The following is a 19,580-nucleotide window of genomic DNA, read 5'->3' as shown; positions in this document are numbered from 1 at the left end:
GTATACGGCCAGTTTCTCTTGCTCACGCGACCTGGCGCCGCGCGTACTCGGCGATCTCCACCATGGGCGGCCGTTCCTCGGTGTCCACCGCGTGGGTGTGCGGCTCGAAACCGTCCTCGCCCCGCTCGAACTGGGTGAGGCGCGGCCGTACCAGGTGTCCGCGGGCCAGTCGCAGCTGGGCGGTGCGGTAGATCGCCGCGGCCATCCGGCCGAGCGCCTGCCCGTCCTGGTGCCGGTGTTTGCGCACACCCACGTCGACCTGGGCGAGCGCGTCCAGGCCCACCAGGTGCAGGGCGTCGACCAGCATGCCCAGCTCGACGCCGTACCCGACCGGGAACGGCAGCTGTTCCAGCAGCGAGCGGCGAGCCGCGTACTCGCCGCCGAGCGGCTGCACGAAACCGGCCAGCTGCGGCCAGTGCATGTTGAGCAGCGGGCGGGCCATCAGCTCGGTGACCCGGCCGCCCTGCCCGGCCGCGCCGGCCAGCGGGCGGTCATACATGGCCTTGACCAGGTCGACGTCCGGCTCGGTGAGCAGCGGGCCGACGATCCCGGTGACGAAGTCGGAGGAGAAGTCCCGCAGGTCGGCGTCGACGAAGCAGACGATGTCCCCGCTGGTGACCAGCAGCGAGCGCCACAGCACCTCGCCCTTGCCGGGGACGGTGGGCAGCCGGGGCAGGATGTCGTCGCGGTGCACCACCCGGGCGCCCGCCGCGGCGGCCACCTCGGAGGTGCGGTCGGTGGATCCCGAGTCGACGACGACGATCTCGTCGACCAGCGGCACCTCCCGCAGCATGAGGTCGTGCCGGACGGCGGCGACGATGGCGCCGACCGTCGCCTCCTCGTCGAGCGCGGGCAGGACCACGGAGACCGACAGGCCGGTGCGTTGTTTCGCGGCGAGTATCTTGTGCAGCGGTCGATCGGTCACGGACCAGGAGCGGGTGGCCAGCCAGCGTTCCACTTCTTCCAGCACGGTCGGCGGCTCCTCACTGTCGTGATCACACCAGGTGCGTGTGTGACCCATCTCGCGGTTCGGACGACTATCTCAACTGTCCTGGCCTTCGGTTACAGTCTTGAACAACGCGGATGACCATCGCATGTCGGGGGTCATCGGTGTACACAACCGCATACAGCTCATCCAGAGGGGCAGAGGGACACGGCCCGATGAAGCCCCGGCAACCCTCCAGTCGGTACTCGTACTGATCGCAGCGCAATCCGATCGTTCTCGCGAGGCTCCCGGCTCGGGAAGGTGCCAATTCCGTCTCACGGCGAGATGCGTCGTGGGGAAGATGAGGAGAAAGGGCCTCGCCTCACATGGCTGTGCAGACCGTTGCAAGCACCACGAACCCGACCGTCGACCTCGGCCCCGCCGCTGCCCTGAGCTGCCGCGAATGCGGTCACCGGGTACCGCTCGGCCCGGTGTTCGCCTGCGAGGAGTGTTTCGGCCCGCTGGAGATCGCGTACGACTACTCGGCGTACGACACCGAGGAACTGCGCCGCACGATCGAGGCGGGACCCGCGAACATCTGGCGCTACGCGCCGCTGCTGCCCGTCCCCGCGGACGTGGCCGAGAAGCCGAATCTGAACCCCGGCTGGACCAAGCTGGTCCAGGCCGACAACCTGGCCCGCGAGCTGGGCGTCACCGGCGGCCTGTACGTCAAGGACGACTCCGGCAACCCGACCCACTCCTTCAAGGACCGGGTGGTCGCCCAGGCGCTGGAGGCGGCGCGCGCCTTCGGCTTCACCACCCTCTCCTGCTCCTCGACCGGCAACCTGGCCGGAGCCGTCGGCGCCGCCGCCGCCCGCGCGGGCCTGCGCTCCTGCGTGTTCATCCCGCACGACCTGGAGCAGGGCAAGGTCGTCATGGCCGCGGTCTACGGCGGTGACCTCGTCGGCATCGAGGGCACCTACGACGACGTGAACCGTTTCTGCTCCGAGCTGATCGGCGACCCGGCCGGCGAGGGCTGGGGCTTCGTCAACGTCAACCTGCGGCCGTACTACGCGGAGGGCTCCAAGACCCTGGCGTACGAGATCTGCGAGCAGCTCGGCTGGCGGCTGCCCGACCAGATCGTCGTCCCGATCGCCTCCGGCTCCCAGCTCACCAAGATCGACAAGGGTCTGAAGGAGCTGATCGCGCTGGGTCTCGTCGAGGACCGGCCCTACAAGATCTTCGGCGCGCAGGCCGAGGGCTGCTCGCCGGTGTCGGCCGCGTTCAAGGCCGGACACGAGGTGGTCCGGCCGCAGAAGCCGAACACCATCGCCAAGTCCCTGGCGATCGGCAACCCGGCCGACGGCCCCTACGTCCTCGACATCGCGCGCCGCACCGGCGGCGCCGTGGAGGACGTCACGGACGAGCAGATCGTCGACGCGATCAAGCTGCTGGCGCAGACCGAGGGCATCTTCGCGGAGACGGCCGGCGGGGTGACCGTCGGCGTGGCGAAGAAGCTGATCGAGAACGGCGTCCTCGACCCCGCGCTCACCACGGTCGTCCTCAACACCGGCGACGGCCTCAAGACCCTCGACGCGGTGGCCGGCACCGGCCTGACCGCCACCATCCGTCCGAACCTGGACTCCTTCCGAGCGGCCGGCCTCGCATGACCGGCGGCTCCGCATGACCGGCGGCTCCGTATGACCGGCGGTTCCGCATGACTGGCGGTTCCGCATGAACGGCGGCGCGCCGTCGGCCGGTCCTGACCGAGTCCGCGTCCGAGGCCGCATCCGAGGTCGTATGCGCGCCGCGAGCCGGCGGAGCCCGTCACTCCCCTTCCCCGCCGCACCACCTGTGCACCCGACCGGAGGTCACACCGCATGAGCGTCACCGTTCGTATCCCCACCATTCTGCGCACCTACACCGGAGGTCAGGCCGAGGTGAGCGCCGAGGGCGCCAACCTCGGTGAGGTGATCGCCGACCTGGAGAAGAACCACACGGGCATCGCCGCCCGGGTCCTGGACGACCAGGGCCAACTGCGCCGCTTCGTCAACGTGTACGTGAACGACGACGACGTCCGCTTCGAGCAGGGCCTCCAGACCGTCACCCCGGAGGGCGCGGGCGTCTCCATCATCCCGGCCGTGGCCGGCGGCTGACCCCTCGTTACCTTCGGTTACGCCTGTCACCGACTGTTCATCGGATCGCCCCCTCCGTGAGAGAAGCGGAGGGGGCAATTCAGTGGGGTTGAGCGCGGTAGAGTTGGGGAACGCGAGCCCCACGCCCGGGGCGCGGTCCCTGGAAATCATTCCGCGCGCCCCGCAAGAAGTCGCCAATCTGTGCGCGTTTTTTGTGGCTTTTACTCCTTTTATGAGGCCCGACTTGCCCTGAATTCTGGTGAATTCTCGGGAGATTCCCGACCGGGTACGTCCAGATTTCTCGTCCGATTGACCTGTTGCAGACGGCAGTTGGACAGATACATTCAGCCGCGGTCGACGCGTTCCGGCGCACGCCCCCAAACCTTGGGGGGTGAGGTCTGACCCGGGTCCGCGAGGTGTGGATCTGTGCAAGGGCCAGTAATAGGGGAGTTAGGCATGGCTCAGGGCACCGTCAAGTGGTTCAACGCGGAGAAGGGGTACGGCTTCATCGCGGTCGACGGTGGTGCGGACGTCTTCGTCCATTACAGCGCCATTCAGATGGACGGCTACCGCACCCTGGAAGAGGGCCAGCGGGTCGAGTTCGAGATCTCGCAGGGTCAGAAGGGCCCGCAGGCCGACATGGTTCGCGTCACCGCCTGAATTTTCTTGTCGCGAAGGACCCGCACCTTTACGGGTACGGGTCCTTCGCCATGTCCTTATGTCCTGCGCCGGAGTCGTCATCCGTTCCCGGCGCCGTCCCGGCACCTGTTCCCGGCGCCTGTTCCGGCACCTGTTCCGGCACCTGATTCCCCGTTGCCCGCTCCCGTCGCCGTACGGGCGCGCGCCGACGCGTGTTCGCGCACGGCTGACGCACCCCCGGCACGCCGGAAGCCGACCGCTCTCCCCTTCGGACCCCTCGGTGCCCGCTTCGCGGGCGCGCCTTGCTCCCACCCGTCACCCGACCACCACCCCTTGGAGCCCGCTTCGCGGGCGCGCCTTGCTCCCACCCGTCACCCGACCACCACCCCTTGGAGCCCGCTTCGCGGGCGCGCCTTGCACTCGACCCACCCGAGTGCTAATCATTGGCGTTAGCACTCTGAAGGTGAGAGTGACAATGAAGGACCGGGTCGGTGAGGCCCGCAGGCCGGGTGGGGCAAGGAACCACGAGGCCGGTGAGCCGTCCGTCGCGGGCGCGGGCGCGGTCCGTTGGAATCACCCCCAGTCCTGGAGGGACCACTTCACATGGCCAAGATCATCGCGTTCGACGAGGAGGCGCGGCGCGGCCTTGAGCGCGGTATGAACCAGCTCGCCGACGCCGTCAAGGTCACCCTCGGCCCCAAGGGCCGCAACGTCGTCCTTGAGAAGAAGTGGGGCGCCCCCACGATCACCAACGATGGTGTCTCCATCGCCAAGGAGATCGAGCTGGAGGACCCGTACGAGAAGATCGGCGCCGAGCTGGTCAAGGAAGTCGCCAAGAAGACGGACGACGTCGCCGGTGACGGTACGACCACCGCGACCGTCCTCGCCCAGGCCCTGGTCAAGGAGGGCCTGCGCAACGTCGCCGCCGGTGCCAACCCGATGGCCCTGAAGCGCGGTATCGAGAAGGCCGTCGAGGCCGTCTCCACCGCCCTGCTGGAGCAGGCGAAGGACGTCGAGACCAAGGAGCAGATCGCCTCCACGGCCTCCATCTCCGCCGCCGACACCCAGATCGGCGAGCTGATCGCCGAGGCCATGGACAAGGTCGGCAAGGAAGGCGTCATCACCGTCGAGGAGTCGCAGACCTTCGGTCTTGAGCTTGAGCTCACCGAGGGCATGCGCTTCGACAAGGGCTACATCTCCGCGTACTTCGCGACCGACATGGAGCGTATGGAGGCGTCCCTGGACGACCCGTACATCCTGATCGCCAACTCCAAGATCAGCTCCGTCAAGGACCTGCTCCCGCTCCTGGAGAAGGTCATGCAGTCGGGCAAGCCGCTGCTGATCATCGCCGAGGACGTCGAGGGCGAGGCCCTGTCGACCCTGGTCGTCAACAAGATCCGCGGCACCTTCAAGTCCGTCGCCGTCAAGGCCCCGGGCTTCGGCGACCGCCGCAAGGCCATGCTCGGCGACATCGCCATCCTCACGGGCGGCGAGGTCATCTCCGAGGAGGTCGGCCTCAAGCTGGAGAACGCGACCCTGGACCTCCTGGGCCGCGCCCGCAAGGTCGTCATCACCAAGGACGAGACCACCATCGTCGACGGTGCCGGCTCCTCCGAGCAGGTCAACGGCCGGGTCAACCAGATCCGCGCCGAGATCGAGAACAGCGACTCCGACTACGACCGCGAGAAGCTCCAGGAGCGCCTGGCCAAGCTCGCGGGCGGCGTGGCCGTCATCAAGGCCGGTGCCGCCACCGAGGTGGAGCTGAAGGAGCGCAAGCACCGCATCGAGGACGCCGTGCGCAACGCCAAGGCGGCCGTCGAGGAGGGCATCGTCGCCGGCGGTGGCGTGGCCCTGCTCCAGACCACCAGCGTCTTCGAGAAGCTGGAGCTGGACGGCGACGAGGCGACCGGCGCGCAGGCCGTCAAGCTCGCCCTGGAGGCCCCGCTCAAGCAGATCGCCGTCAACGCCGGCCTTGAGGGCGGCGTCGTGGTGGAGAAGGTCCGCAACCTCACCCCGGGGCACGGTCTGAACGCCGCGACCGGTGAGTACGTCGACCTGGTCGCCGAGGGCATCATCGACCCGGCGAAGGTCACGCGTTCCGCGCTGCAGAACGCCGCCTCCATCGCTGCGCTGTTCCTCACCACCGAGGCCGTCATCGCCGACAAGCCGGAGAAGGCCGCCGCGGCCGCTCCGGGCGGCATGCCGGGCGGTGACATGGACTTCTGATCCTTCCCGGATCACCTGTCCTTTTCCGAGGGCGGTACTCCCTGTCTGTGACGGGGGGTGCCGCCCTCGGGCGTTGCGGCGGCCTGTCCGGCAGCAAGCGGCCAAGCGACCGCCACGACCTGGGTCACGTCGTCCTGTTCGAGATGCCCTGGCCAGGGCTCGTGGCTGGTGAACCGGTCGTGATTTTCAGCCGTTTCAGGAGGTGGAAGAAACTGGAGCAAGTGGAAGCTGGGCGTAGGGCCGGTCGGAGTCGGCGGTGACTTCTGCGCTGTCACATGCCCGAACACAGGAGGAGTGACTCTCGGATGGTGGAGCGGGCGCGGGATTACTCCCCGGCCAGATCTGTCGGCTCGGCGGCAGACAGCGATGCCGGGGGTTCCTATGAGGGCTTCGAGAGCACTCCAGAGGACTTCAGGCAGGCATGGGAAGCCTTTCCCGGGAGGAGGGTCGGGCCGAACCCGGTGGATACGGTGGGTTCCGGGGAATCCAGATACGGCGTCAACCCGCTATCTCTCACGGTGGCCAACAGCGGACCGGCTGCCGACTATCAGATCGCTCATAGGCTGGACCGTGATCCGCTGTACCGCTTCAAGACTCATACGAGGGAGCGCGGCCTCGGAATTGTCTTCAGGGACGGGTTCGAGAATAAAAGCGATAAACTTCCCTCCAGTATCCAGTACTACCAGAACAACCACACAGACACGGTGTATGTCAGTTCCAGCCGGGACCGGGATCCGGCAGGACCCAAACCGCTGTGGGTCGATGAGGGGGAATACGCGCGGTACTCCATGCCGAATGTACCCGGGGGGATCGACGTCCTGGCCACTCTCCGCGAGGTGGCCTTCCGGCATCAGCAGGAAATCATCCATTACAAAGGGATATCTACCCTGTACATCGGCGGTGCGGACGTGTTCAGCATGCCGGCCGAGCGCGATGGGCACGACCGGCTGATCGGGTCCGCGGACAATCTGCTGGCCGCACCGGAAGTACGGGAAGCGCGGCGGAGACTGGAATGGGCGCTGACGCCGGAGAACGTCCGTGCGGCGACGCAGAATGTCAGAGAAGGCCGGGCATCGGAATACGAGCAGTTCCGTCACCAGTATGCCGAGTGGTATGCGCGGTCCGGGCAGCACACCGAACACGCAGGGGTGGACGGAAATCTCTGGTCTTACGCCGAGTGGTGGTCCAGGCATAAGAACGCGGGTTCAGAGCAGTTTCGAGTGTTTTCCCAGGACTGGAACAACAGTCCTCACCCGTCCTGGAACGACGCGTCGCCCCCGCAGCCGCCGTCTGCGACGCAGGATCTCTACGACGAGGCAAGGCGGGCGAGAGATTCCGTCCGGCAGGATCCCGGTCGATGGCAAAATTACACGAAGATGTATCAGAGGTATCAGGAATTGCATCAGGGGGCGGATGCGCGGCAGAGCCGGCAGAGTCATACGGCCTCCGCTCCTCGGCCACCCGTCGGCATGTCGCCTTATCAGTGCGCTCCGCCGAGGCAGGAGGGTCAGGTGGAAAGGGGGAACCTTCCCCCGGCCCATCGGGGTAACTTCCAGCCTTCGGGGCGGGGGCGCGGCGCGGGGGGCCCGGCACGCTAGCGGTGGTTTGTCGGTCCCGGGCGGTAGGGGTCGAGGTGGCGTGGCGGACCACTCTGATCGAGGGGTCCGCGGCAAGGGAGTGGTGTCCGGTCCGATCGTTCTTTCAGGGAATTACGGTTCTGCCGTCGGGTGGATCAGGGTGGATCAGGGTGTATCCGGCGGCGTTTTGTTATTCATGCCATGGGTGTCTTCCCTGCCAGTTCAACGGGCGGACCTCTTATTACGGGCGGGTCCGAGATCAAGGGCAATGTGGCGCGGGGTGGCCGCCGACGGCCGCTGATCGGGCGAAGCGGGCCGCGACCACTCGGTGTCGGTTCCCTCCGGGAGGAAGGAAGCCACCGAGGCGGCCGACGGCAGCAGCCGTTCGGCCGATTCCGTGGCAGCACCGCCGCTGCCCAGCGGCGCTCCGGCGGCACGATCGTCGCGGGTATCGCGTTTCTGGGAGATCCCCGTTATCTCCTTGAGCCGCGTGGCGACGCGGTTCGCGGTATGCCGCACGGCCAGGGTCGCATCACCCTTGGGCTGCACAGGCCGATCCCCGGGTTGCCACAACCTGTCTATCTTCTTCTGTAGAGCAGCGTCCCGCGATCCGTACTTCTTCTCCAGAGCGCCGAACTCGTAGCCCGCTCTATGCATGTAGTGGACCCAAGTGCCGGGATCCCAATAGCTTTCATGGTTGTTGTCTGCCGTCCGGGCCAACGTCTGCACAAACGAGTCGTATTTATGGATCTCAGAGTATGGGGCCCGGTGATTCTGGCGGCCGGAATTGTATCCATGTTCCCACGCTTCCGTCAGTTCGGGCGCTCTCTCTCTTGCGGAATTCCGTGAATCATTTCCGTAGGAGATATTTCTCGTTTCCTCCCAGAATTTCTTTTCTGCTTCAGGGATTTCGGCAGCTCTTGGTGGTAGCACGGTGGCCTCCTGGCTGAGTCTTCTGCGCCGCTCCAAGCAGCAACGGATCAGGTCGTTCCGCGGTTCACGACAGCCGATCGGGCGCGCCTACGGCTGACTCACGCTCCACCGCGCCGGCCCTCGATGGCATGGGCGTCAGTCGGCGTATTCCTTGAGTTCTTCGGTGTCGAGGGTGATGCTCACCGGGGCGGGAAGCTCGACGGTCGTGCCCCAGGGGTACGACTGGGTCTGCTGGTAGCGGCCGACCTTGGGTTCGCTGTAGACGACGATGGTGTTGTTGTCGCGGTCGATGAGGAGGTAGACGGGGATCTCGGCCGCCGCGTAGCCGATGGGCTTGTCGATCCGGTCGCGCTGGTCGGTGTCGCGGTCGTGGGAGGTGATCTCTACGGCCATGAGCGCGCCGTCGGGGGCGGACCATTCGCCGTGACTCCTGAAGTGGCCCACCGGTGCAAGGAACCCGTCTGTGCGGGCGCGGCCCTTGCGGTATGCCTCGGCCTTGACGCCCCGTTCGGGCATGAGGTTCAGCTCGGGGCGATGCTGCATGCACTGGCGGAGCAGCCACATGAAGATCTCGCCGTGGTTGCCGTCCGGCACTGCCTTGACCTCGACTTTTCCGTTGATGTATTCGAGTCGCACGGTCTCTGGGGCCGCCGCGGCCAGTTCCTCGAATTCCTCGACGTCGAGCGGGCCGTGCCGAATGCACAGCCTTCCGCCGAGGAACTCCAGCCGGTTCCGCAGCTCTCGCGGAGCCCTGCGGACGAGTTCCTCGAAGTCCTCGACGGACATCTGCGGGCGGTCAGCGGTGTCAGGGGTCATGGCGTTGCCTCCTTCCCTCCATGGTGCATCGGAGTGATCTCGGCGGACCGTGGGAGCCGTCATTGGGGTGTCCTGTCCTGTGGGCGGTTGTTCGGTTGGTTGTCCGGTCGGTTGTTCAGAGGTGTCGTGGACATCGCAGCGCGGATCTTGTCCGCGCGGGCTCGGACTGTGGGGGCGGGCAGGGGCGTACGGGGTTGTGCGGGGGCGCGTTCGCCACGGCAGCCGCTGCACACGCCTCCCGGCAGTGCCTCCGGCCGCCCCGGCACCCCGCACTCCGCGCACTCCAGGAGGCGGCGGGGCGGGCGGGGCGGCTGTCGTACGGGCTCGGGCGGGAGTTTGTCCAGCAGGCGGCGGCGGACCAGGGCGGCCGGGTGGTGCACCGGCGTGGGCAGGCCCTCGGTCAGGGCGCGGAGTACGGACTCGTCGGTGGCGCCCCGGGTGAACCAGTCCGTCAGGAGCGGGGCGAGGGCCGCGCAGTCGGCGGCGGAGAGCGACAGCACGGGGGCCGTGCGGCCCAGGGCGGCGAGGAGGGTGTGGGCGCGGGTCCGGGTGGGGCCGCGGTGGTCGGCCGGCGGCTGGTCCGGCGGCGGTCCTGGAGGCTGTCCGGGTTCCGGTGCGTCGCCGCGTGTGAACGCCGCCCACCACGCGTCGTCGCGCGCGGTCCGGGACCACCACGTTCGGGTGATCCAGCGGGTTCCGCCGGCGGTGGTCTCCAGCCGTTCCCGGCCGCGCCTCAAGTGGCCAGCGGCTACGAGTCGGTTGAGGGCGGTGCGGAGGGCGCATTGGCCGTACGGGGTTGTGTTGGCCAGCGTCTTCACGGAGATGTCGGCGCCGTCGGGGAGGCGGTCGACGTACGCGGCGATGGCTGCTTCGCGGGGCGGGAGATGCGCGAAGTCGCGGTTGATGCAGGGGAGTTGGTCAGGAGTCGAACGTTTTCCGTAACCCGGATTGGCCATCGGGGGCGGGGTCGGATGCGCGGACGGGTGGGCAGCACTAGCATTGGCGTCAGCCACGGGATCGACCTCATTTCGATCTCGTCGGTCAAGCCCCCGCAGGTGTTGGCGCACCTGGCGGGGGCTGATTCGTTATGCGGGACGCTAGACGGTTGTCACCCTCCGTTGCAAGTCGGTTGCGTCAAGTCAACTCGCAGGGTGGGAGGGCGGGTTGGGACCTCCCACCCGTTCCTTGCAAAGAGGGCTCGGCGCTCGGTGCCCGAGGCTCAAGCGCCCAGGCTGCTGACGTTCTCTATGAACGCCGACCAGGCTTCCGCCCGGAACACGAGCTTCGGGCCGTGGGGGTTCTTGGAGTCGCGGACGGGGATGAGGGCGGGGTGGCCGTCGGCTACTTCGAGGCAGTTTCCGCCGTCGCCGCCGCTGTACGTCGACTTGCGCCAGCGGGCCATTTCCAGGCAGTCGTTGCCGCCGGCGCTGTAGCTCGACTTGATCCATACGGCCGTGCTCAGGTCGTGCTCAGGGATGCTCCTCATGGGCGTAATCCTCTGCCAACTCCTCAATGAGGGCCAGGGACTTCTCCTGCGAGAGGGCGGAGGCCACGAGAAGGTCGTACACGAACCGCAGTTGGGCGACGGTGGCCGGATCGTCCTCCAAACGCCCGGTGCGCACTCCCTCGAAATAGACGAGTGGAGCGGCGTCCTCGAAGTCCATCAGCTTCAAGGCGCCCTGCATCGCCGCGTGCGCGCCCGCGCTGGACGGCAGCACCTGAACGATGACCCGGCTGCGGCGGGACAGACTGGCGACATGGCGCAGAGCCTCGGCCATCACCGTCCGGCCTCCTGTCTCCCGGCGCAATGCCGCCTCGTCGAGGACCACCCACAACACCGGCCTTGTTGGATGGTCCAGGAGACGGATCCGCTCCATTCGACCTTCCACCCATTGCTCGATGGTCTCTTCCGGTGCCGTCGGGTCGTACGCGCGGTTCACGGCCCGTGCGTACGCGGGCGTTTGCAGAAGCCCGGGGATCAGGAGTGGTGCGTACTGTCTGATGGCCGTTGCATGAGACTCCGCCTCCGCCGCCACTTCGAAGGGCTCCTCATATTTCGACTTGGCCGCCGCCTTGCAGTTCCGCGTGAAGAAGCCGTCCGTCTCCAGGACTTCGTCCAGCAGCACCGCGTACTCCTGCTGCATCCGCCGCGATCCCGTCTCCAACTGTCCGATGAACGATCCGCTCACGAACAGCCGTTGGCCAAGTTCCTCCTGACTCAGCCGCTTCCTCTCCCGTGCGTGCCGCAACTCCGCGCCCAGTAGGGCGCGCGGTGACGACGACGGGTCGAGGTCCTTCGGTCCGGGCATGGCGTTTCCTCCCCGTCCGACACCCGATCTTGTTGAGGTGTGGTGTCTGGCCAGGTCAGGAGTCCGGCGGCCACGCTGTGTTGCGAATCACAAACTCAGCGTGGAGGTGCGGGATGGAAGAGATGGCGGGCGCCAAGGGCGCGGTGGAGGGGGCGGAGGGGGCGCGGTCCGTTCGGACGGCCGAGGAGGCGGTGGGGCAACTGCGGTCGGCTCTGCGTGATGTCGGCGTCATCCTGCCGGGGCTCGGGGGGTGGATCCGCTGTCGGCCGGGCAGGAGGAGCCGTACGCCCTGGTCGATCTGGGGCGTTGCAATCTCGGGGTGGCCGCGCGGCTGGCGGCTGCGCTGCGGGGGGTGGCGCGGGACGGTGGGGCGTGAGCGGCGGGCGGCCCCCGGCCGGCGGGTACGTCGTCGACGTACGGAGCGGGCGGCTCGGTGAGGTGATGGATCACGTGGGCGGGTGTGTGCAGTTGCGGCCCGTTGGTGGTGGGCGGGAGTGGGACTGTCCGCCGGAGTCCGTCGAGGCGGCGGCGCCGGGTGAGGTGCTGCGGGAGCGGGTGCGGCGGTTGAACCGGGAAGCCCGTCTGCTGGGGGCGATCGAGCCGCCTCGCTGAGCTCGGAGGGTGAGGGGGGCCGGGATCGTTCTGCGGTCGCTGTCCCTGGCAGGGCGCCGCCCGCTCTGGTGGCTGTCCTGGCATGATTCGGCGTCGGTTCGAGTTTATGTGATGGTCGGTTCGGGTTTATGTGATGGAGGACTTCTTGGATCAGCACACTGGTGCCGACGGCCGCGACTGGTTCGCGGCCGGGATCCGGGCTCTGTACTTCTCGGAGGACGGCTCACCCCCCTTGGTCCCGGCCGGGATACTGCCGTCACTAGGCAGGAAAGGCGCGCCCGCGGAGGAGCTGAAGGTCCGGCGGCGGATGCACGATCAGCTCAAGCCTAGGGCCTGGGCGAGTGTTGCGGCGAAGGCGGAGCTGCTGGAGGCGGGGATTCCGTTGCTGCCGGGGGAGGACGGCGGTTTCTCCATCGACCCGGAGGTGCCGCGGGAGAGTGAGGTGGCCGCTGCAGCGGTCCGGGCCGCAAACGCCAGGGCCCTAGGGGCGTTGTACGGCTTGACGGAGGGTTCCACTGCCCTGGTCCCGCGCGGCGTACTGCCGTCGGCACGGGGCGGGAAAGACGCGCCTGCGGAGGAGAAGAAGGCCCGGCAGCGGATGCACGATCTCCTCAAGCCTAAGGCCCGGGTGAGTGATGAGGAGGAGGTGGTGCTGCGGGAGGTGGGGATTCCGTTGCTGCCGCGGAAGGGCGGCGGTTTCCACATCGACCCGGAGGTGCCGCGGGAGAGTGAGGTGGCCGCTGCAGCGGTCCGGGCCGCAAACGTCAGTGCCATAAGGGCGTTGTACGGCTTGACGGAGGGTTCCACTGCCCTGGTCCCGCGCGGCGTACTGCCGACATGGAGCGGGGAAGGCGCGTCTGCGGGGGAGGAGCAGGCCCGGCAGCGGATGAACAATCTCCTCAAACCTGAGTACCAGGTGAGTGATGTGGAGGAGGTGGTGCTGCGGGAGGTGGGGATTCCGTTGCTGCCGCGGAAGGGCGGCGGTTTCCACATCGACCCGAAGGTGCCGCGGGAGAGTGAGGCGGCCGCTGCAGCGGTCCGGTCCGAAAACGTCAGTGCCATAAGGGCGTTGTACGGCTTGACGGAGGGTTCCACTGCCCTGGTCCCGCGCGGCGTACTGCCGACACGGGCCAGGGAAGGCGCGCCTGAGTCGGAGGCGAGGGCCCTGCGGCGTATGTACCATCTCCTCTCCCCCGAGTACCGGGTGAGTGATGTGGAGGAGGTGGTGCTGCGGGAGGCGGGGATTCCGTTGCTGCCGCGGGAGGACGGCGGTTTCTACATCAACCCGGGTGTAGAGCGGCAGAGTGATGAGGCCGCCGCAATGGCCCGGTTCAAGAGTGCCAGTGACATCGCGGCGTTGTACGGCTTGACGGAGGGTTCCACTGCCCTGGTCCCGCGAGGCGTACTGCCGGCATGGGGCAGGGAAGGCGCGCCTGAGGGGGAGGAGAAGGCTCGGCAGCGGATGCACAGTCTCCTCAAGCCCGAGAACCGGGCGAGTCCTGCGGAGGAGGCGGTGCTGCGGGATGCGGGGATTCCGTTGCTGCCGCGGGAGGGCGGCGGTTTCCACATCGACCCGGACGTGGCGCGGGAGAGTGGTGTGAAGAGGGCGCGTTCTTCTGCCGTGCCGGCTCTGCCACCCGGTACCGGGATGCCGCGGACACAGAACAGTGTTCCCCTGGGCCAGGGTGATTACGCCGATCCTGCGCAGCTTTGGCAGCCCGGGTTCCCGGAGGCGCAGTCCGGGTTCGCGGAGGGGCTGTCCGGCGGTTCCGGGAACGGGAGCGTTGACACGGTGTCCGGGGTGTCCGGGGTGTCGTGGTCTGCTCCGGTCAATCCTGCCGGGTCCTACGCCGGCGGACATCCGTCCGGGGCGGGGCATGCCCCGGCTGTGACAAACAGGGACACGGACATGCTCGTATCCGGACAGCCCGTCACGTCGGCGGCCGGGGCATACCTGTCACAGGGGCTGCCCAGCGCCCTGGGCACCCGAGCCCGCGAGGACAACGAACAGCCGGTTCGGGGGACGTCGGCGGATAGCCCAAAGCGTCTCCGGAGACGCTGATCCCCCTGGCCCCCCGACCGGCATTTCTGCCGGCGCAGAGAAGGGAAGGCGCGTCAGAGTCGAGCTGATGTGGGTGTGTTCTGGGTCACTTGGTGGTCGGGTCGGAATCCGGCGCTGCGGATCCGGGTTGCTTCAGGTGCTGTAACAATGCGCACGCACAGACATGTCATGGACTGTGTCAAAGCCGACCCCGAGGAGCCCCCAGGCGACCGTCAGCGCCACGTCCGCCTCCCGCGCCGCCCAGGTTCTCGCCCGCCCGATCGCGATCAACGGGGTCACCGTCCCCAACCGGATCGTGATGGCCCCGATGACCCGTTCGTTCTCACCGGGCGGCATCCCCGGCGAGGACGTCGTGTCGTACTACGCCCGGCGCGCCGCCGCAGGTGTCGGACTGATCGTCACCGAAGGCACCTACGTGGGTCACGAGTCGGCCGGACAGAGCGACCGGATTCCGCGGTTCCACGGCACGGAGCAGCTGGCGGGCTGGGCCCGGGTCGCCGAGGCGGTGCACGCGGCGGGCGGCACGATCTTCCCGCAGCTGTGGCACATCGGCATGGTCCGCGAGCAGGGGCAGCCGCCGTTCCCGGACGCGCCCGCGGTCGGCCCCTCCGGGCTGCGCCTCGACGGCACCGAGGGCACCGGCAAGGCGATGACGCAGGCCGACCTGGACGCCGTGATCGGCGCCTTCGCCGAGGCGGCGGTGGCCGCGGAGCGCATCGGCTTCGACGGGGTGGAGCTGCACGGCGCCCACGGCTATCTGCTCGACCAGTTCCTGTGGGCGGGCACCAACCGGCGTACCGACGCGTACGGCGGGGACCCGGTGGCCCGGACCCGGTTCGCGGCGGAGGTGGTGGCCGCGGTGCGCGCGGCCGTCTCCGCCGACTTCCCAGTCACCTTCCGCTACTCGCAGTGGAAGTCGGACAACTACGACGCGCGGCTCGCCGAGACCCCCGAGGAACTGGAGGCGATCCTGACCCCGCTGGCCGCGGCCGGTGTGGACGCCTTCCACGCCTCCACCCGCCGCTACTGGCTCCCCGAGTTCGAGGGCTCCGACCTCAACCTGGCCGGCTGGACCAAGAAGCTCACGGGCAAGCCGGTCATCAGCGTGGGTTCGGTCGGTCTCGACGGTGACTTCAGCACGGCTTTCCGGGGCGAGGGCTCGGCGGTCAGGGGCATCGACGACCTCCTGGACCGGCTGGAGGCGGACGAGTTCGACCTGGTGGCGGTCGGGCGCGCGGTGCTCCAGGACCCGGAGTGGGCGGCGAAGGTCCTCGGGGGCCGGTTCGACGAGCTGAAGCCGTACGACGGGGGCGCGCTGAAGTCGCTCAGCTGACGCCGCTCGGTCCCGGTTCCCTGCTCGGTCCTGGTTCCCTGTCCGGTCCGGGTTCCCTGCTCGCTCCCGGTTCCCTGTCCGGTCCGGGTTCCCTGCTCGCTCCCGGTTCCCTGCCCGGTCCCGGTTCCCTGCCCGGTCCCGGTTCCCTGCCGGGAACCGGTTCTCCGCGCGGGCCGGGAGCGTCGCTCGGTCCCGGTTCTCCGCCTGGTTCGGGTCGGAGGGCCGGGACCGTCGCGTACGTGGCGGCGAAGCCCGTCACATAGGCGGTCAGCAGGCCGCCCGCGTAGATCGACGCCGTCAGGGCCAGGGGCCGGTTGCCCGCCAGGAGCGGGAACAGGGCCCAGCCGGACGGGCCGATGGCCGTCGCGCCCACCTTGTCGCCGAGCATCGCGAAGAAGCCGACGAAGGCCCCGCCCGCCGCGCCGCCCGCGCAGGCGGTCAGGAACGGCCGGCCCAGCGGCAGCGACACCCCGTAGATCAGCGGCTCCCCGACGCCCAGCAGCCCCGCCGGGAGCGCCGACCTGATCGTCGTACGGAGGGAGGTGTCGTGGCGCAGCCGGACGTACACGGCGAGGGCCGCGCCCACCTGGCCGGCGCCCGCCATGGCCAGCAGGGGCAGCAGAACGGTGTAGCCCTGCTGCTCGATGAGGGTGGTGTGGATGGGGATCAGCGCCTGGTGCAGGCCCAGCATGACGAGGGGCAGGAACAGACCGCCGAGCACCAGCCCGGCGAATGCGCCGGTCGTGGCCAGGAGCCAGTCCGCCGCCGTGCCGATGGCGGTGGCCACCGCGCCGGCCGCGTACATGAGGCCGTACAGCGTCACCAGGCCCGCGGTGAGGACCGTGACGGTCGGGGTGAGCAGGACGTCCAGCGCGCCCGGTACCCGGCCGCGGCACCACTTCTCCACGTACGTGCCGAGCAGCGCCGCCGCCAGCGCGCCCAGCACCCCGCCCTGGCCGGGCGTCAGGCGCACGCCGAACGCCGTCACCTGCGCCACGCCCGGGTAGACCACCACGGCCGCCACCGCCCCGCCGAGCACCGGCGTACCGCCGAACTCCTTCGCCGTGTTGTATCCGACGAACACCGCGATCAGCGCCATGAAGGCGGAGGCCACGGCGGTGAGGGCGGGGGTCAGGCCGGGCAGCCAGTGCGCATTGGCCAGCAGCCCGGCCAGCCCGGCGAGGATGCCGCAGCCGATCAGGGCCGGGATCAGCGGCACGAAGACGGCCGCGACGCGGCGCAGCGCGGATTTGACCGGGGTCGCGTTGCGGCGGCGCCGCTCCGCCCGCAGCACGGCACCCCGCGCGGCCAGTTCGGCGGCGGTCGTGGGGGCTGTGCCGGTGACCTCGGTCGTCCCGGTGGCCTCCGCCGTCCCGGTCGACGCGCGGATTGCGGGCGCGCTGCCTGTCCCGGTCGTACTGCCTGCTCCGGTCGTACCGCCTGTCCCGGTCGTGCTTCCTGCTCCGGTCGTGCTGCCTGTCGTGCTGCCGGTCGTACTGCCGGTCGTGCCGCCTGTCGTGCTGCCTGTTCCGGTTGTCGCGGCTGCTGCTTGCGCTGTCAGCCGTTCGACCTCGGCCGTGACGTCGGCCACCGCCGCCGGTCCCAGCACCACCTGGTACGACGGCCCGTCCACCACCACGCCCAGCACCCCGGGCAGCGCGCGCAGCCCGGCCTCGTCGGCGGCCGAGGCGTCGGCCAGGCCCAGCCGCAGCCGGGTCATGCAGTGGGCGACGGAGGTGACGTTGGCGGGGCCGCCGACCAGGGGGAGCAGCGCGGCGGCGGTGGAGGCGGGGTCGATGCGCACTCCCCGAGCGTGCGGGTCAGCCGCCCGCGACCGCCAGCGCGGCACGCAGATGACCGTCCGACTCCTCCAGAAGGCGGGCGGCCGTCGGGCCGTCGACACCGGCCAGGATGGTCAGGATCGCGTTCTTCGTCTCGCCGCCGGTCTCGGCCAGGGCCCGCTCGATCTCCCCGTCCGTGGCGCCCGTGGCCAGCGCGACGATACGACGGGAGCGGGCGCGCAGCTTGTCGTTGGAGGCGCGGACGTCGACCATCAGGTTCCCGTACGTCTTGCCCAGCCGGATCATCGTGATCGTCGACAGCATGTTGAGGACCAGCTTCTGCGCCGTGCCGGCCTTCAGCCGGGTGGAGCCGGTGAGCAGCTCGGGGCCGACGACGACCTCGATGCCGTGCTCGGCCGCCGCCGCGAGCGCGCTGTCCGCGTTGCAGGCCAGGCCGACGGTCAGGGCGCCCAGGGCGCGGGCGTGCGCGACCGCGCCGACGGCGTAGGGGGTGCGGCCCGAGGCGGAGACGCCGACCACCGTGTCGTCGGGGGTGAGCGCGAGCGCGTCGAGGTCCGCGCGGGCCAGGTCCGGTGAGTCCTCCGCGCCCTCCACGGAGGTGACCATGGCCGCGGGGCCGCCCGCGATCAGGCCGACGACCCGGGCGGGGTCGGTGTTGAAGGTGGGCGGGCACTCGGAGGCGTCCAGCACGCCGAGGCGGCCCGCGGTGCCGGCGCCCGCGTAGATCAGCCGGCCGCCGCGGGCCATGCGCGCGGCGATGGCGTCGACGGCGGCGGCGATCCGCGGGAGACAGGCGGCCACGGCGGCGGGTACGGCGCTGTCCTCGCCGTTCATCAGCCGGGCGATCTCCAGGGTGGGCAGCCGGTCGATGTCCGCGAGTTCCGGCCGGAAGGCTTCGGTGGTGAGCGTGTCGAGTTGGGCGCGGAGCTGACGGGGGTCGGACGTGGAGGTCATGGCGAGCGGCTCTTTTCCGTGCTTTTCAGGCGTGTGGTGCGGGTGGAGCGAGCGAAGTCCGCTGCAATTCGGCATCCCCCGTGCGCGGGGCGCGGGGAACGGGGGTCCCCCTGTTCGAGTGTGCGAGCCGAGCCGGGAACCGAGAACCGGGCGGAGCGCCCCGCGGGTGTCGAGTGCGAACCCGCGCCGCCCGCAGACGAACGACGACGCGGTTCTTCCCGGGCGACCCGCCAAGCACCCGGTGCTCAGCGGTGCCGGTGGGCGAGCGCCTCGTAGGAAGCGGCCAGCGCGGGCCCGGCCGTCTCGTACGTACGCTGCGCCACTCCGATGAACAGGCAGTCCACGACGAGGAGTTGACTGGTGCGCGAGGACATCGCGGCCGGTCGCAGCTCGCTCTCCCGGGCCGTGGAGGTGGTGAGCACGTGGTCGGCGTACTGGGTGACCGGGCCGTCCGGCCGCCCGGTGACGGCGATCGTGGTGGCGCCGTGCTCGAAGGCCGTCCGCAGCGGCTCGATGACGTCCCCCGTCGAGCCGGAGTGGGTGATGGCGATGGCCACGTCCCCGGAGCGCAACTGCACCGCGTTGGTCACGGCGAGGTGCGGATCGCTGTGGGCGTGGGCTATCTGGCCTATGCGCAGCAGCTTCTGGGTGAGGTCCTGGGCGACCAGCCCCGACGCGCCGATTCCGTACACGTCGGTGCGCCGTGCGGCGGCGAGCGCCGCGACCGCCGCGCCCAACTGGGCGGTGTCGAGACCGGCGGCCGTGTCGGCGAGGGTCTGCTGCTCGTCGTAGGCGAGTTTGGCGACGACGTCGGCGATCGGGTCGTCGACCGCGATGTCGGTGGTGAGGGCGGGTGCGCGGCCGGACTGCTGCTGGGCGGCCAGGCCGGCGAGGGCGAGGCGCAGGTCACGGTAGCCGGGGTAGCCGAGCAGCCGGGCGGTGCGGACGACCGTCGCCTCGCTGGTGCCGGTGAGTTCGGCCAGTCCGGTGACGGTGAGGGCGGCGCAGCCGGCCGGGTCGCCCGCGACGGCCTCGGCGACCCGCTGCATCGAACGGGTCATGGACGGGGCGAGCGTGCGCACCTTGGCGGTGAGGGCGGCCGGGGCGGGCGGCGCGTTTCCGGGGCTGCCAGGGCTGCCGAAAATTTCCTTCACGTCCTGGGTCACGCTTGAAAGATATTTTCGGCTGTGGCCGGGGTCAAGACCGCGGCAGCGTGGTCCCAGGGGGAACAGGGGGAGGGCAGACAGGGGGAGGGGG

Annotated in this window: 16 protein-coding genes and 1 riboswitch; of the genes, 7 read left to right on the top strand and 9 right to left on the bottom strand. The window is 69.4% G+C overall.

Annotation, left to right across the window (positions count from 1 at the left end; translation table 11 throughout):
• Positions 1-22: 22 nt before the first annotated feature.
• Positions 23-970, bottom strand: a complete 948-nt coding sequence (locus tag ACFC09_RS26275; protein ID WP_376532634.1) for a glucosyl-3-phosphoglycerate synthase — start codon at positions 968-970, stop codon at positions 23-25.
• A gap of 158 nt (positions 971-1,128) precedes the next feature.
• Positions 1,129-1,293: riboswitch (SAM riboswitch) on the top strand.
• A gap of 18 nt (positions 1,294-1,311) precedes the next feature.
• On the opposite strand from ACFC09_RS26275, the gene thrC reads away from it, so the two are divergent.
• The 5 genes from thrC (at position 1,312) to ACFC09_RS26250 (ending at position 7,523) form a co-directional block, all read left to right on the top strand.
• Positions 1,312-2,595, top strand: a complete 1,284-nt coding sequence (thrC, locus tag ACFC09_RS26270; RefSeq protein ID WP_376532632.1) for a threonine synthase — start codon at positions 1,312-1,314, stop codon at positions 2,593-2,595.
• A 210-nt stretch (positions 2,596-2,805) separates the two neighbouring features.
• Positions 2,806-3,081, top strand: a complete 276-nt coding sequence (locus ACFC09_RS26265) for a MoaD/ThiS family protein (RefSeq protein ID WP_376532630.1) — start codon at positions 2,806-2,808, stop codon at positions 3,079-3,081.
• A gap of 435 nt (positions 3,082-3,516) precedes the next feature.
• Positions 3,517-3,720 carry a cold-shock protein gene (locus ACFC09_RS26260; protein WP_004986573.1) on the top strand — a complete coding sequence of 68 codons (204 nt, stop codon included), beginning with the start codon at positions 3,517-3,519 and terminating at the stop codon, positions 3,718-3,720.
• Positions 3,721-4,302: 582 nt separating this feature from the next.
• Positions 4,303-5,925, top strand: a complete 1,623-nt coding sequence (gene groL / locus ACFC09_RS26255; protein ID WP_376532628.1) for a chaperonin GroEL — start codon at positions 4,303-4,305, stop codon at positions 5,923-5,925.
• Positions 5,926-6,230: 305 nt separating this feature from the next.
• On the top strand, positions 6,231-7,523 hold the full coding sequence (locus ACFC09_RS26250; protein WP_376532626.1) for a hypothetical protein: 1,293 nt from the start codon (positions 6,231-6,233) through the stop codon (positions 7,521-7,523).
• A gap of 201 nt (positions 7,524-7,724) precedes the next feature.
• On the opposite strand, the gene ACFC09_RS26245 is transcribed toward ACFC09_RS26250, so the two are convergent.
• From ACFC09_RS26245 to ACFC09_RS26225, 5 genes are all read right to left on the bottom strand, one after another.
• Positions 7,725-8,231, bottom strand: coding sequence for a hypothetical protein (locus ACFC09_RS26245; RefSeq protein ID WP_376532624.1), 507 nt, complete (start codon positions 8,229-8,231; stop codon positions 7,725-7,727).
• Positions 8,232-8,570: 339 nt separating this feature from the next.
• On the bottom strand, positions 8,571-9,251 hold the full coding sequence (locus ACFC09_RS26240) for a Uma2 family endonuclease (protein ID WP_376532622.1): 681 nt from the start codon (positions 9,249-9,251) through the stop codon (positions 8,571-8,573).
• Between the two features lie 59 nt (positions 9,252-9,310).
• Complete coding sequence (locus tag ACFC09_RS26235) at positions 9,311-10,207, bottom strand: hypothetical protein (RefSeq protein WP_376532620.1); 897 nt, start codon at positions 10,205-10,207, stop codon at positions 9,311-9,313.
• A gap of 263 nt (positions 10,208-10,470) precedes the next feature.
• Positions 10,471-10,737: a DUF397 domain-containing protein gene (locus tag ACFC09_RS26230; RefSeq protein WP_376532618.1), complete on the bottom strand. Its 267-nt coding sequence runs from the start codon at positions 10,735-10,737 to the stop codon at positions 10,471-10,473.
• Complete coding sequence (locus ACFC09_RS26225; RefSeq protein ID WP_376532616.1) at positions 10,721-11,560, bottom strand: helix-turn-helix domain-containing protein; 840 nt, start codon at positions 11,558-11,560, stop codon at positions 10,721-10,723. The genes ACFC09_RS26230 and ACFC09_RS26225 overlap by 17 nt, the downstream gene beginning before the upstream one ends.
• Before the next feature lie 745 nt (positions 11,561-12,305).
• On the opposite strand from ACFC09_RS26225, the gene ACFC09_RS26220 reads away from it, so the two are divergent.
• Both ACFC09_RS26220 and ACFC09_RS26215 read left to right on the top strand, forming a co-directional pair.
• Complete coding sequence (locus ACFC09_RS26220; RefSeq protein ID WP_376532614.1) at positions 12,306-14,234, top strand: hypothetical protein; 1,929 nt, start codon at positions 12,306-12,308, stop codon at positions 14,232-14,234.
• A 175-nt stretch (positions 14,235-14,409) separates the two neighbouring features.
• A complete protein-coding gene (locus ACFC09_RS26215; RefSeq protein ID WP_376532612.1) occupies positions 14,410-15,567 on the top strand; it encodes an NADH:flavin oxidoreductase in 1,158 nt (385 codons plus the stop codon).
• Here ACFC09_RS26215 and ACFC09_RS26210 read toward each other — a convergent pair.
• The 3 genes from ACFC09_RS26210 to ACFC09_RS26200 all read right to left on the bottom strand — a co-directional run bounded on the left by ACFC09_RS26210 (position 15,560) and on the right by ACFC09_RS26200 (position 19,489).
• Entirely contained in the window at positions 15,560-17,371 is a 1,812-nt protein-coding gene (locus ACFC09_RS26210; protein WP_376532610.1) for a PTS transporter subunit EIIC, read from the bottom strand. The genes ACFC09_RS26215 and ACFC09_RS26210 overlap by 8 nt on opposite strands.
• Positions 17,372-17,387: 16 nt before the next feature.
• Positions 17,388-18,323 carry an N-acetylmuramic acid 6-phosphate etherase gene (murQ, locus tag ACFC09_RS26205; protein ID WP_376532608.1) on the bottom strand — a complete coding sequence of 312 codons (936 nt, stop codon included), beginning with the start codon at positions 18,321-18,323 and terminating at the stop codon, positions 17,388-17,390.
• A 245-nt stretch (positions 18,324-18,568) separates the two neighbouring features.
• Complete coding sequence (locus tag ACFC09_RS26200) at positions 18,569-19,489, bottom strand: MurR/RpiR family transcriptional regulator (protein ID WP_376532606.1); 921 nt, start codon at positions 19,487-19,489, stop codon at positions 18,569-18,571.
• Positions 19,490-19,580: the final 91 nt, after the last annotated feature.

The organism is Streptomyces sp. NPDC056161 (assembly GCF_042268025.1).
Taxonomy (GTDB): Bacteria; Actinomycetota; Actinomycetes; order Streptomycetales; family Streptomycetaceae; genus Streptomyces.
This window is presented reverse-complemented; position numbering and strand designations above follow the sequence as displayed.